The sequence below is a fragment of the Bordetella sp. BOR01 genome (assembly GCF_019218885.1).
Taxonomy (GTDB): domain Bacteria; phylum Pseudomonadota; class Gammaproteobacteria; order Burkholderiales; family Burkholderiaceae_B; genus Bordetella_A.
The window spans coordinates 420,058-432,397 of record NZ_JAHUWT010000003.1 but is presented as its reverse complement, the minus strand read 5'-3'; the positions used below and the strand labels follow the sequence as shown (position 1 = coordinate 432,397).

At 65.1% G+C, this 12,340-nt stretch carries 12 protein-coding genes and 1 tRNA gene; 6 read left to right on the top strand and 7 right to left on the bottom strand.

What is annotated here, in order from left to right:
• Window positions 1-77: 77 nt before the first annotated feature.
• Window positions 78-935 carry a CoA ester lyase gene (locus KW845_RS16845; RefSeq protein WP_218370490.1) on the bottom strand — a complete coding sequence of 286 codons (858 nt, stop codon included), beginning with the start codon at window positions 933-935 and terminating at the stop codon, window positions 78-80.
• 161 nt (window positions 936-1,096) lie between these two features.
• Between KW845_RS16845 and KW845_RS16840 the strand changes: the two genes are divergently transcribed.
• The 5 genes from KW845_RS16840 to KW845_RS16820 are packed head-to-tail and all read left to right on the top strand — an operon-like array spanning window position 1,097 to window position 6,402.
• A complete protein-coding gene (locus KW845_RS16840) occupies window positions 1,097-2,077 on the top strand; it encodes a tripartite tricarboxylate transporter substrate binding protein (protein ID WP_218370489.1) in 981 nt (326 codons plus the stop codon).
• A gap of 20 nt (window positions 2,078-2,097) precedes the next feature.
• Window positions 2,098-3,303, top strand: coding sequence for a CaiB/BaiF CoA-transferase family protein (locus KW845_RS16835; RefSeq protein ID WP_218370488.1), 1,206 nt, complete (start codon window positions 2,098-2,100; stop codon window positions 3,301-3,303).
• A complete protein-coding gene (locus tag KW845_RS16830; RefSeq protein ID WP_218370487.1) occupies window positions 3,300-5,006 on the top strand; it encodes an amidase in 1,707 nt (568 codons plus the stop codon). The genes KW845_RS16835 and KW845_RS16830 overlap by 4 nt, the downstream gene beginning before the upstream one ends.
• Window positions 5,006-5,716 (top strand): cysteine hydrolase family protein, encoded by a 711-nt coding sequence (locus tag KW845_RS16825; RefSeq protein WP_218370486.1) that lies wholly within the window; start codon window positions 5,006-5,008, stop codon window positions 5,714-5,716. The genes KW845_RS16830 and KW845_RS16825 overlap by 1 nt, the downstream gene beginning before the upstream one ends.
• The gene (locus KW845_RS16820; RefSeq protein WP_218370485.1) at window positions 5,713-6,402 is read left to right on the top strand and encodes a GntR family transcriptional regulator; all 690 of its coding nucleotides are present in this window, start codon (window positions 5,713-5,715) and stop codon (window positions 6,400-6,402) included. Before KW845_RS16825 ends, KW845_RS16820 begins: the two co-directional genes overlap by 4 nt.
• A gap of 6 nt (window positions 6,403-6,408) precedes the next feature.
• Here the strand turns inward: KW845_RS16820 and yghX are convergent, their stop codons facing one another.
• Both yghX and KW845_RS16810 read right to left on the bottom strand, forming a co-directional pair.
• The gene (gene yghX, locus KW845_RS16815; RefSeq protein WP_218370484.1) at window positions 6,409-7,296 is read right to left on the bottom strand and encodes a YghX family hydrolase; all 888 of its coding nucleotides are present in this window, start codon (window positions 7,294-7,296) and stop codon (window positions 6,409-6,411) included.
• A gap of 216 nt (window positions 7,297-7,512) precedes the next feature.
• A complete protein-coding gene (locus KW845_RS16810; RefSeq protein WP_218370483.1) occupies window positions 7,513-8,421 on the bottom strand; it encodes a cytochrome c5 family protein in 909 nt (302 codons plus the stop codon).
• Window positions 8,422-8,628: 207 nt separating this feature from the next.
• Here KW845_RS16810 and KW845_RS16805 point away from each other — a divergent pair.
• A tRNA-Arg gene (locus KW845_RS16805) sits at window positions 8,629-8,703 on the top strand.
• A gap of 71 nt (window positions 8,704-8,774) precedes the next feature.
• Here the strand turns inward: KW845_RS16805 and KW845_RS16800 are convergent.
• From KW845_RS16800 to KW845_RS16785, 4 genes are read right to left on the bottom strand one after another with little or no spacing between them, the layout of a single operon-like run.
• The gene (locus tag KW845_RS16800) at window positions 8,775-9,782 is read right to left on the bottom strand and encodes a tripartite tricarboxylate transporter substrate binding protein (protein ID WP_218370482.1); all 1,008 of its coding nucleotides are present in this window, start codon (window positions 9,780-9,782) and stop codon (window positions 8,775-8,777) included.
• Between the two features lie 48 nt (window positions 9,783-9,830).
• Window positions 9,831-10,487, bottom strand: a complete 657-nt coding sequence (locus KW845_RS16795; RefSeq protein ID WP_218370481.1) for an RraA family protein — start codon at window positions 10,485-10,487, stop codon at window positions 9,831-9,833.
• Complete coding sequence (locus KW845_RS16790) at window positions 10,484-11,020, bottom strand: 3-isopropylmalate dehydratase (RefSeq protein WP_218370480.1); 537 nt, start codon at window positions 11,018-11,020, stop codon at window positions 10,484-10,486. Before KW845_RS16790 ends, KW845_RS16795 begins: the two co-directional genes overlap by 4 nt.
• On the bottom strand, window positions 11,021-12,295 hold the full coding sequence (locus KW845_RS16785) for an aconitase/3-isopropylmalate dehydratase large subunit family protein (RefSeq protein ID WP_218370479.1): 1,275 nt from the start codon (window positions 12,293-12,295) through the stop codon (window positions 11,021-11,023).
• Between the last annotated feature and the right edge of the window lie 45 nt (window positions 12,296-12,340).

Below are 12,340 nucleotides of genomic sequence, written 5' to 3'. Positions count from 1 at the left end.
CGCCGCCGAGGCGAAAAATATCAAATCCGCGGCGTAATCGCCATGCCTGATATGCCAGAGGCGCGGCGGCGAACCGATCAGATCAAACCCAGGCGGCGGCCCAGTTCCGCCACCTGGCGCGCCCGCACGATGAACGGGCCGTCCACCAGCTTGCCATCGACCACGAAGGCGCCCACGCCCTGCGCCGCGGCCTCGTCGGCCGCGCGCTCGACCCGCACGGCATGCGCCAGTTCTTCGTCGCTGGGGCGGAACACCTGGTTGGCCAGCGGCACTTGCGAGGGGTGGATGCAGCTTTTCCCGCTGAAGCCCAGGGCCAGGGCAGCGCGCGCATCTTCTACGTAGCCGTCGGGGTCGCCGATGTCGACGAAGGCGCCATCGTAGGCGGCAATGCCGGCTTCGGCGGCTGCCAGGCGCACTGCCCAGCGTGTCTGGTCCAGCGCGACAGGGTGGCGCTGGCGGATGCCCAGCGGCGCCAACAGATCGCCAAAGCCGATCTGCAAGCCCATGACACGCGGATGCGCGGCCGCGATGGCCGTTGCCCGCCGCAAGCCGACGGGCGATTCGATGTTGGCCAGGATGCCCACCGGCTGTTGCCGGCCGCGTTCGCGTTCCAGGCGGTCCAGCAGTTGCGCCACCTGGTGGATGTCGTCGGGGCTTTCCACTTTGGGCAGGTTGAGAATGTGCAGGCCGGGCTGCAGCACGGCTTCGACGTCTGCCTGGAAGTGCGGGGTGTCGATGGCATTGACGCGCACCACCACCGTCTTGCCATGTTCGCCGGGTGTGGCCAGGAAGCGGCCCAGCTGGCTGCGCGCCTCGTCTTTGCGGGCCGGATCCACCGCATCTTCCAGATCGAAAGACAGGGCATCGGCCTGGCTGGCCGCCGCCTTGGCGAACAATTCGGGGCGCGAACCGGGTACGAAAAGCTTGCTACGCATGACATCTCCTGGTTAGTGCCGGGAAGTATAGCCCGATTTTGTAATTTGTAGACAATTTACAAAAATCCGCGTAGAGTCGATCTTGCCGGCCGCACAGAGCTGGCGCAGGCCGTGCCCAGGCAGGGCCGCCTGATCCCTAACATCTATCCGGAGTGGCTTCCATGCACAGCAGCAGCCGTACCTTGAAACTCCTTGCGATGCTTTCCCTGGCCAGCGGGTTGCTGGCCGTCCAGTCCGCCGCCCAGGCCGCCCAGCCGGAATGGCCGACGCGGCCTGTCCGCCTGGTGGTGCCTTTTGCGCCGGGCGGCAGCAACGACGTCATCGCTCGCCAATTGGCCCAGTCGCTGACCGACAAGCTCGGCCAGACCGTGGTGGTGGAAAACCGGGCCGGGGCAGGGGGCGTGATCGGCGCCAATGCCGTGGCCACTTCCACCCCCGATGGCTACACCTTCCTGTTCACGTCCGGCTCGATCGCCACCAGCGCGGCCGTGCAGAAAACCCCTTACGACGTCACCAAGGCCTTTGCCGGCGTGTCGCGCGTGGCCACGGCACCGTTCGTCATCATCACGCGCCACGACCTGCCGGCCAAGACCGTGCCCGAACTCGTGGCGCTGGCCAAGTCCAAGCCGGGCGAGCTGAACTACGGCAGCGCCGGCCTGGGCGACAGCACGCAAATGGCTACCGAACTGTTCAAGAAAGCGGCGGGCATCGATGTCCAGCAAGTGGGTTACAACGGTATTGCCCCCGCGCAGCTCGACCTGCAGGCCGGCCGCCTGGACCTGATCATCACGACGGTGGCCGCTATCCGCGGGTCGGCCTCGGACCAACTGCCCAAGCTGGCCTTCACCACCGCTCAGCGCGATCCGGCCTATCCCGATATCCCGACGGTGCGCGAAGCAGGCCTGGATTACACCGTGGAAGTGTGGTGGGGCGTGTTTGCGCCGGCCGGCACCGATGGCGCCGTCATCAAGCGCTTCAACCAGGCCATTGGCGAGGTCGTGGCCGAACCCAAATTCGCTGAATTTCTGAAGCAGTCGGGTGCGCAGGCCACGCCGTCGTCGCCCGACGCGATGCAGGCCTCGCTGTTGCACGATGCCGATCTGTGGACCCGCACGGCCAAGGAACTCGGCATCCAGCCTTGAATCGATACCGGAGCAAACGCATGCCCTTTACCCACGCTACCCCAGACCTGGCAGCCGGCCCGCTGGCCGGCATGCGGATCCTGGATCTTAGCGCCTATATCGCCGGCCCGTACGGTTGCGCCTTGCTGGCCGACCTGGGCGCCGATGTCATCAAGATCGAGCCGCCCGCGGGCGACAACCTGCGCAAATACCCCTCGACGCTGGCCGCCGAGGGCCGTGCCTTCCTGGGCGTGAATCGCGGCAAGCGCGGCATCGTGCTCGACCTCAAGCAGCCCGAAGGGCTGGAAGTGCTGCGCCGCCTGGTGGCCGATGCCGACGTGCTGGTGCACAACTTCCGCCCCGAGGTGCCGGGGCGGCTGGGTATCGACTACGACAGCCTCAAGGCCGTGAACCCCGCACTGGTCTATTGCGCCATGACAGGCTACGGAGAGTCCGGCCCCTATCGCAACAAGGCGGGCTACGACCAGGTACTGCAGAGCATGACGGGGCTGTGCGCCATGCAGGGCCCCGCAGGCGACCCGCAGATCCTGTATGGTTCGGTGGTCGATTACTACGCGGCGTCCTTGCTGTCGAATGGCGTTACCGCCGCGCTGCTGAAGCGCGCACGCACGGGGCAGGGCAGCTACGTGGCGATTTCCCTGCTGCGCGCCGCCCTGGCCATGCAGTCGGCCCGCCTGGTGTGGGCCGACGACGAGCCGCGCGACGTTTACCGCGACATGCGCTCGGGCGGCATTACCGGGCTGCATCCCACGCGCGAGGGCAGCCTTTACCTGTCGGCCAACACGCCGCACTTCTGGCAGGCACTCTGCGAGATGACCGGCTTGCAGGACCTGGCCGTCGATCCGCGCTACGACACGGTGCGCAAGCGCGCCCAGAATGCCGACATCCTGGTGGCCAGGCTGCGCGCCGCGCTGCAGGCGCATACCGCCCTGCAATGGGAAGAGCTGTTTGGCGACCGCGTGCCCTGCGCCGCGGCGCGCGCGGTGGAAGACATGTTCGACCATCCGCAGGTGCAGGCCGAAGCCATGATCACGCATTACGAGCATCCGGTGGCGGGCGGCTATCGCGGCCTGGCGGGCGCTTTCAAGCCGGCGGATGCGGGCGGCGATGCGCCGGCGCCGCGGCCCGCCCCGGTGTTCGGCCAGCATACCGACGATGTGCTGGCCGAGGCCGGCTACGACGCCGGGCAGCGCGCAGCGCTGCGCGAGCGGGGAGCCATCGCATGAGCAACGATACCGCCGGGCCGATCGAGGCGGCGCGCACGTGGGTAACGGCGGCCGCGCCCGCCCTGCACGGCGTGGCCTCGCGTACCGATGCCAGCCATATCGCCGCCGAGCTCGTGCGCTTGAATGACAGCGTGCGTCGCGTGGCCGATGCACGCATGGGCTATGCCGACCAGCCGGGCGACTACGCCGCGCTGCTGCTGTCTTGCGCCGATTCCAGCAACCTGCCGGCGGGACCGCAAGACGGCGCCTTGCCCCCGCCTGCCGTGGGCGGGGCCGCAAGCATCGCCCAGGCCGCGGCCCGCTTGCGCCGTGGCGAGACTTCCGCCGTGGCCCTGGCCGAGGCCGCCTTGCAGCGGGCGCGCGCCACCCAGCCCACGCATAACGCATTCCTGGCGTTGATGGCCGACCGCGCCCTGGCGCAAGCCCGCGAGCTCGACCGCGAAGCGGCGGCCGGCCGCTGGCGGGGGCCGTTGCACGGCATTCCGATGGCGCACAAAGATTGCTTCGACCGCACCGGCCTGACCATGACAGTGGGCGGCCGCGTGAACGACGCCGCGCCCGCCACGCAAGATGCTACTGTGCTGGCACGCCTGCGCGATGCGGGCGCCGTGGACCTGGGCGCCTTGAACCTGAACGAAATGGTATGCGGGCCCACCGGGCAGAATCCGCATCATGGCGATTGCGCCAATGCCTGGGACGCGGCCCGCATCGCCGGCGGCTCGTCCAGCGGTTCGGCGGTGGCCGTGGCCCAGGGCAGCGCGTATGCCTCGCTGGGCTCGGACACCGGCGGCTCGATACGCCTGCCCGCCGCCATGAACGGCCTGTTCGGCCTGAAGCCCACATATGGCCGCGTGTCGCGCGCCGGCAGTTTCCCGCGCGCATTCTCGCTCGATGCCATCGGGCCGTTGGCGCGCACCGCCGGCGATTGCGCGCTGCTGCTGGGTGCCATTTCCGGCCACGACCCGCGCGACCCATCCAGTCTGAATGCGCCGGTGCCCGACTATGCGGCCGCGCTGCAAGCCGGCTGGGCCCGCAGCCACCGCGTCGGCGTGCTGCGGCTGGATCCGCCCTGCGATCCCGGCATCGACGCCGTGTTCCGTGGTTTCACCGATGCGCTGGCACGGCACTATGACGTCGACCCCGCCATCGCCTGGCCGCAGATCGAACCCTGCTACGCCCTGGGTGATGTCATATCCAAGGTCGAGGCCGCCACCTTGCACAGCAACTGGATGCGCACGCGCGGCGATGCTTATTCGCAGGCTGTCTTCTCGCGCACCGAGCCCGGCCTGCACGTGCCAGCCGTGCGCTACCTGGAAGCCCTGGCCTTGCGCGCGCGGGTGCTGCAGGACTTCCTGGACGGACCGATGCGCGGCGTCGACGTGCTGGTGTGTCCCACCGTGCCGCTGCCCGTGCCTTTGCGCACCGAGGCCGACATGGAAAAACCCGGCGCGGTATTCGGCGTGGTGGCCGCCATTACCCGCCTGACCCGCGCATTCAGTTATCTGGGCGTGCCCGTGCTGACCATGCCCATCGGGCTGGATGCCAATGGCATGCCCGTTGGCGCGCAGCTTATCGCCCGCCCGCTGGGCGAGGCGCGCCTGCTGGCGCTGGCGCACGCCCTGTCGCAACATATCGGTTGGCCGCGCATTGCGGCGTCGGCCCGCCGCGCACCCCAGCCTTTCTTGCACAAGGACGCATCCTGATGGATATCTGGAACAGCTATCTTTCCGAGGCCGACCGGGCCACACTGGCACGCGGCCGCTTCGGCCGCCGCATGGGTTTCGGCCAGCGTCCGGCGGTGGTGGTCATCGATGCCCAGAAATACATGGTGGGCGAAGCGGGCAATGATGCATCATGGCCGTCCAGCTGCGGCGATGCGGGTCGCCAGGCCGTACAGGCCATTGCGCGCATCGTGCAGGCCGCGCAGGCCAACGGCGTGCCTTGCTTCTTCACGCTGTTCGAACTGGCGCCCGACGGATCGGATATCGGTGGCTATGGCCGCAAGCGCGACCTGCTCGACAGCCCGCACTGGTGCCTGGCCGGCAGCCGCGGCGCTGAATTGGTCGACGAGCTGTCGCCCGCGCCGGGCGACGTGGTGTTCGTCAAGAAAAAGCCCAGCGGCTTTCACGGCACGCCGCTGCTGGGGTACCTGGTCGACCGCGGCATCGACACCGTCATCGTGGTGGGCGGGGCCACCAGCAATTGCATCCGCGCCACGGTGTTCGACTCGGCTTCGTATAATTACCGCACCATCGTGCCCGCCGAGGCGGTGTTCGACCGCATCGCGGTGTCCCATGCGATTTCGCTGTTCGACATGGACCGCCAGTTCGCCGATGTGGTCGCTGCCGACGAAGTGGTCGATTACCTGCGGCAATGCCCCGCGGCAGCCGCCTCCAACCAGACCCATACATGAACGCGCCGGTTCCAGGAACCATTCCGTATTTTCTGCAGGAACAGATTCGCGAGCTGATCATCGACGGCACTTTCCGGCCGGGCCAGCCCTTGCGGGAACAGGAGCTCGAGAAGCGTTTCGCGGCCAGCCGCGGCCCCATCCGCGAGGCCCTGCGGCTGCTCGAAGTACGCGGGCTGGTCTCGCATATTCCGCGGCGGGGCTTCCGCGTCAAGCTCTACACCGACCGCGAAATCCGCGATCACTACATGCTGCGCGCCGAGCTCGAGGCCTTCGCCATCCAGCAACTGGCCGAAGCCGAAGACCTGCGCCCGCTGCTGGCCGAGCTCGAGCGCTGCCGCACCGACCTGGCCGAGGCCCGCGCCGTGGCCGACCCGCGCCGCTACCTGCACGATATCCGCGCCTTCTACAGCACGATTTCCGCCTACACCGGCAACGCCCCCTTGTGCGAAGTGCTGCAAAAATTGAACGACACCATCGAGCCCCTGCGCTATAACGTGCTGGCTCGCAAGCTGGGCGAAAGCCAGACGCTCAGCTACACGCGGCGCATCATCGACGCCCTGGCCGAGCGGCATTTCGACGAGGCGGCGCGCGCCAAGCGTACCCATGTCATGGCAAACCTGCCCAACATCATCGCGGCCTACGCCGAAGCCCGCTACCCGGGGGCCGACAAGCCCCAGGGCGGCTAGCGGCCGCTACGTCAGGTAGCGCTGAAACCAGGCGATCGTTCGATCCCACGCGAGCTTGGCGGCTGCCTCGTCGTAGCGCGGCGTGGAATCGTTATGGAAGCCATGGTTGGTGCCGGGATAGATGTGCGCCTCGTACGTCTTGCCGGCGCTCTTGAGCGCCGCCTCGTAGGCCGGCCAGGTCGCGTTGACGTTCGGGTCGGTCTCGGCGAAGTGCAGCAGCAGCGGTGCGCGGATGCGCGCCACGTCTTCGGGCTTGGCCTGGCGGCCATAGAACGGCACGGCTGCCGCCAGTTCCGGATAGGCCACGGCCGCTGCGTTGGCGACGCCACCGCCATAGCAGAAGCCGGTAATGCCGACCTTGTCGGTGGCCTGGTCGCTGGCCTGCAGATACTCGATGGCAGCGAAGAAATCGTTCATCAGCTTCTTGGGATCGACCTGCTGTTGCAGCACCCGTCCCTGGTCGTCATTGCCGGGATACCCGCCCACCGAACTCAACCCGTCAGGCGCCAGGGCGACGAAACCGGCCTTGGCCACGCGCCTGGCCACGTCTTCGATGTAGGGATTGAGACCGCGGTTTTCATGCACCACGACGATCCCGGGTACCGGCGCGGACACCTTGGCCGGGCGCACCAGATAGCCCCTTACTTCGCCATGGCCGTTCGGCGACGGATAGCGGATGTACTCGGCATGGATGTCGGGATCGGTGAACGGGACTTGCTCGGCCAGCGCATAGTCCGGGCTGAGCGTAGCCAGGATGGCGGCGGCGGTCAGGCCGCCCACGGCGAACTTCGCCGCGCGATCCAGGAAGTCGCGCCGGCTGAGGCGGCCGTGCACGTAGCCGTCATAGAGTTCGAGCAGTTCGGGAGGAAAATCCTGGGCAGTGAGTCGTTGCATGCGTTTCTCCTGGTGGACAGGGGTGCGGCCCGCGCTACTGCACCCCGGGGCTCGTCGGGGGTGAGGAAATCGTCGGCGATCCATTCTACTGGCACACCTCCGGCAGCGGCGGGGAATCCCGCCCTTCAAACAGCGAATCCCGGCGCCGGGGTGTCCCGAAATGCAAAATCCCCCGGCATGCCGGGGGATTGTTGTGCTGCAGCCCTGCCAGCAGGCTTACTTGACCGCGTGCACCATGTATTCGACCGCGGCGCGCAGGTCTTCTGCCGACGCGTTGGCGGCGCCACCCTTGGGCGGCATGGCGCCCTTGCCCGTCATGACGACCTTCATCATGGCGTCGATGCCGGTCTGGATGTACGGGTCCCAGGCGGCCTTGTCGCCGAACTTGGGCGCGCCGGCGACGCCGGTGCCGTGGCAGGCGAAGCAGGTCGACTTGTACAGCTTTTCGCCGGCCGGGTTGACGGCGGCTTCAGCCTTGGGGGCTTCGGCCTGCGCAGGCGCTTCGGCCTCGGCCTTGGGCGCGGCGGCAGGAGCCGCTGCGGCAGCCGGTGCAGGTGCCGCCGGTGCAGGCGCGGCCGCCTGCTTGGCGGCTTCGGGCTCGGCGCCTTCCTGGGCCGGCGCAGCCGGTTCTTCCAGTGACGCGCCGGATTCGTTGGCCATGTACACCACCGCGCGCGCCACCTCGTAGTCGCTCAGGGCAGGGTTGCCGCCCTTGGCGGGCATGGCGCCCTTGCCGTGGATCGCAACGTTCAGCATGGCCTCGAACCCGGTCTTGATGAACGGTGCCCAGGCGGCCTTGTCGCCGATCTTGGGCGCACCCGCCACACCCGCGGTATGGCAGGCCGTACAGACGGCCTGGAAGACTTGTTCGCCGGTCTTGAAGACCTTGGGCGCATTGGCGTCAACCAGTTCGAAGCCGGCCACCGGAGCGATGCGCCGGGCCACGGCTTCTTCGGACAGCGTATCGGAACCCGAGCCGACCTGGGTACCCGAGGTGACCATGTCCACCAGCAAGAGGATGATGATGATCGGGACCAGGAAGGACAGCACGATCGTGACGATCAGCTGTTTGGGTGTCTTGATGGGCGAGGCGTGTTCTTCGTTGTGTTCCTGCTCGTTGCTCATAACCAAATCCTGCAAATCGGGTACCGGGGCGCCTGGCGGCGGCAACAGACGAATAACTAGTGCGCAAGGATTGGCCAAAAACGAGGCCCACCCCGCATGCAAACGCTGGATTATATAACGGCCTGCAGGGTCGGGGCCGAGGGTGGGTCCTATTTGCGCATGGTAGCGGCGCACGGACTCAAAATTTCGGTACAATACCGCCTCTTTGCGCCCGTAGTTCAATGGATAGAATGAGAGTTTCCGAAGCTCTTGATACAGGTTCGATTCCTGTCGGGCGCGCCAGAATCAGGCAGGGCGGGTAAGTACCCGCCCTGTTGCATTTCCAGCCTGATGATATGCCGCCGCCTGCAAGTTCAATGCGATTTGATATGCGCGTCGGTAACCAGTTTTCCCATTCTCTCGTACTCTGCCCGAACGAACGCGGAAAACTCTGCAGGATTGCTCCCGCGAGGTTCTCCGGCAACGGCGGTGATGCGTTCGATGACATCAGGCATTGCCAGCACCTGCGCCACGCTTTGCTGCCACTTGTCGACGATTTCCTTGGGCATGTTCGGCGGTCCGAAAATGCCGTACCAGGTTTGCATCTCAATGCCCGGATAGCCGGCTTGCGCGGTGGTTGGAATATCGGGCAGCGACGAGGCGCGTGACGGAGCGGCAACGGCAAGCGCCTTCAGGTCTCCGGACTTGATGAACCCAAGCGTAGCCGACACGGGATCGAACCCCATCGCGATCGAGCCGGCCATGACGTCGATGATGGCGGGTGCGCTTCCTTTGTACGGAACATGCACCACCTTGACCTCGGCCTGCAGATTGAACATTTCTCCGGCCAGGTGCTGGATCGAGCCGACGCCGGATGAATAATAGTTGAGCTTGCCGGGGCTTGCCTTGGCCAGATCGACCAGCTGCTGCATGGAATTCGCGGGCGAATTCTTGTTTACCACCAAGACAGTGGGCACTTCCATGACTTGGGTAATGGGCGTGAAGTCGCGCAACGGATCATAGCGAAACGACAGCACGTGCGGCCCGGTCGTGTGGGAGTTGGGTGTGGCCATCAAGACGGTGTATCCGTTCGGCTCGGCCTTCGATACCCATTCCGCCGCGATCGATCCACTTGCACCGGTGCGGTTTTCGACCATGACCGGCTGGCCCCAGATTTCCTGGAGCTTCTGTGCGATCAAGCGGGAGAAGGCATCGGCGCCGCCGCCCGCCTGAGAGCCGACAAGTATGCGCACCGGTTCTTGCGGAAAGCCGGCTGCGTGCGCGCTGGGCACCAGCATGAACGCCGACAGCATCGACAGCATGCCTGCCAATCGCCGCATCGGATGATTCAGGTACCTTGGACAGGTAGATTGTGGCTTCATTGTCTCGCTCCTTGATGTGGTATTTGAAACCGCGACCTTCTTCTTCGGTTAGGCTCTTCCCAGAGATTGCATGACCTGCGATAAGCGTGCTCCCTGCTTCAGTCGAGTAGCGGCAAGTTGATCCCGATGCTCGATTTCGGCGGCTTCTTGCAAGACGGCGTCTTCCAGCCCGCTAGGGATAACGACAACGCCGCTGGCATCTCCCAGGATGAAGTCGCCCGAGTGAACCAGCACGCCGCCGCAGCGCAAGGGAACTTTCACGCCGGTCAGCTCCAGAATGCCTGCCTGTCCGGCGGGTACCGCGCCCGTGCAATAACATGCGCAGCCCAGCTCCTTGATCTCATCGGGGTCGCGCACCGGACCATCGGCAACTATTCCGCCCAGCCCGGCCTGCACCGCCGCCGTGGCCATCAGGCCTCCCCAGAGCGCGGCTTCGTCTTCTGCCCGGACCGCATTGAATACAAGTACGGTGCCTTCATTGGCCTGCTCGATTGCATCGATGAGTAACGAATTCGGCAATACCGGACTCTTGCCGGAACCGATCGGCAGGCGCTCCACCGTCAATGCCCGGCCTGCAATCCTGGGCACGCCAAGCGGCTTGATGCGCTGGTGCATGAATTGCCTGAGGCCACGCTTCATCAGCGCGTCGGATACTGAGGATGTCGTTACCTGTTCCAGCATTGCTATCCACGGCTGTTCGTTCATTGCGCTTTCCTCGACGTTTCGAGACGGGACTTCAGGGCTTCGAGTATTCCGCCCTGGTCGATGATGTTGCGCACCAGGGGGCTGAATTGTTCGAGCGCAAGCCCGGTGTTCTGGGTGACGTTCAGCAGCCGGGACCCCTCGATGTCGATGTCCAGCTCATCACCTTCCTGTACGGCATCCAGGATGCCCGGGACTTGGAAGACATAGAAGCCGATGGCCACTGCGTTGCGAAAGAACAGGCGCGCAACGGATTCCGCGATGACTGCCCGAAACCCCAGGCTGACCAGTGCCTTGTTGGCGGGTTCACGATGCGATCCCAGGCCGAAGTTCTTGCCGGCTACGAGGATGTCTCCTGCATGCACTTGCTTATGAAAGCCCGGACGGATGGCGCGAAAGGCGTTTACTTTGACATCGGTGTCCTCGGTGGCGTCACCCAGCCCAAAAGAGATGGTGTCGGCGGGCGCAATGATGTCGGTGTCGATGTTGTCGCCAAACACCCAGGCCCTGCCATGAATATTCGATGTGCGCTGCATTCAAACCTCCAGGGGATTTCGGATTTCGCCGGCCAGGGCAGAGACCGCCACCGTTGCAGGACCGGCAAGGTAAATATCGGCCTTGGGACTGCCCATTCGCCCTTTGTGATTGCGCGTCGTGGATGTCAGGCAGACATCCCCTTCGGCTAGCGCACCTTGCATGCCCAGGCAAAGGTGGCAGCCCGGGGAAATGACCGTGACCCCTGCGTCGAGCAGCGTATCGACATAGCCATGCTTCATGGCTGCGCGATAGACACCCCACGAATTCGGCTGGACGATGAATCGGGTGTTTGGATGCACACGCTTGCCGTGCACGACATTCGCAACGATCTGGATATCTTCGAGATTGCCATTGGCGCACGAGCCGACCATTGCCTGGTCGATACGCCGGCCGGCAATTTCGGATACTGGAACCACATTCTCGAACGTATGTGGCTTGGCGACCTGTGGTTCCAGTGTGGACAGATCGACATTGACGGTCTGGCAATAGACGGCATCCGGATCTGCCGATACCGGGTTTGCCCACGCCAGCTGGTGCCGCATGCGTTTCCTCTGAGAGAGAAATGCCGCGGTCTTTTCGTCGAACTCGAAGAGGCCGAACTTGCCGCCCAGTTCCACCGCGTGCGATGACAACGTGATGCGCGCATCCATGTTCAGGTTCGCGACGCCCGGTCCGCGAAATTCCAGTGCCTTGTAGAGTGCGAACGATGTGCCGTACTCGCCGGCGAGCCATAGCGCGACGTCCTTTGATGTCACGCCTGGACGCAAGTCGCCGTATAGATTGACGGCGATGGTTTCCGGTACTTTGAACCAGAGTTCCCCGAAGACCAGGCCATAGGCAAGCTCATGCTCGCCCATTCCGGAGCCACAGCAGTTCAGGGCTCCCCAGGCACAGGAATGCGAATCCGACCCCAGCCCGAGTTCGCCGGGCAACACATAATCTTCAAGGGCGATCCTGTGCACGACGCCGGGCAGGGCATCGTCGAAGTACTTTACCTGGTACGCCTGGGCGACCTCCCGGATCTTGCGCTGGCGCAATGCCTGAGTTTCATTGATCACGGGTTGGAAGTGATCCAGCACAACATGGAAACGCTCCCGGTCCCAGATATCCGGCAGCCCGTCTTTCAGGCCCCCCGCCACAGCGACCGCATGTATTCGATAGAATTCTTCGTGCGCGATGATTCGGTCGAGCTTGCAATCGACGTACTGCCCGGGATGTATTTCGCTCAACCCGGCGGCGCGCGCCATCACCTTTTCAACAATCGTGTTGCCCATGTTTGATCCTGTTGGATTCAGAAAGCGATTAACGGGGTACAACCT

Bases quoted from the DNA above. Each gene is read 5' to 3' on its own strand.
- KW845_RS16840 (WP_218370489.1), top strand. From the start codon at position 1,097: ATGCACAGCAGCAGCCGTACCTTGAAACTCCTTGCGATGCTTTCCCTG.
- KW845_RS16845 (WP_218370490.1), bottom strand. From the start codon at position 935: ATGCGTAGCAAGCTTTTCGTACCCGGTTCGCGCCCCGAATTGTTCGCC.
- KW845_RS16820 (WP_218370485.1), top strand. From the start codon at position 5,713: ATGAACGCGCCGGTTCCAGGAACCATTCCGTATTTTCTGCAGGAACAG.
- KW845_RS16795 (WP_218370481.1), bottom strand. From the start codon at position 10,487: ATGAACGAACAGCCGTGGATAGCAATGCTGGAACAGGTAACGACATCC.
- KW845_RS16785 (WP_218370479.1), bottom strand. From the start codon at position 12,295: ATGGGCAACACGATTGTTGAAAAGGTGATGGCGCGCGCCGCCGGGTTG.
- KW845_RS16790 (WP_218370480.1), bottom strand. From the start codon at position 11,020: ATGCAGCGCACATCGAATATTCATGGCAGGGCCTGGGTGTTTGGCGAC.
- KW845_RS16800 (WP_218370482.1), bottom strand. From the start codon at position 9,782: ATGAAGCCACAATCTACCTGTCCAAGGTACCTGAATCATCCGATGCGG.
- yghX (WP_218370484.1), bottom strand. From the start codon at position 7,296: ATGCAACGACTCACTGCCCAGGATTTTCCTCCCGAACTGCTCGAACTC.
- KW845_RS16810 (WP_218370483.1), bottom strand. From the start codon at position 8,421: ATGAGCAACGAGCAGGAACACAACGAAGAACACGCCTCGCCCATCAAG.
- KW845_RS16825 (WP_218370486.1), top strand. From the start codon at position 5,006: ATGGATATCTGGAACAGCTATCTTTCCGAGGCCGACCGGGCCACACTG.
- KW845_RS16835 (WP_218370488.1), top strand. From the start codon at position 2,098: ATGCCCTTTACCCACGCTACCCCAGACCTGGCAGCCGGCCCGCTGGCC.
- KW845_RS16830 (WP_218370487.1), top strand. From the start codon at position 3,300: ATGAGCAACGATACCGCCGGGCCGATCGAGGCGGCGCGCACGTGGGTA.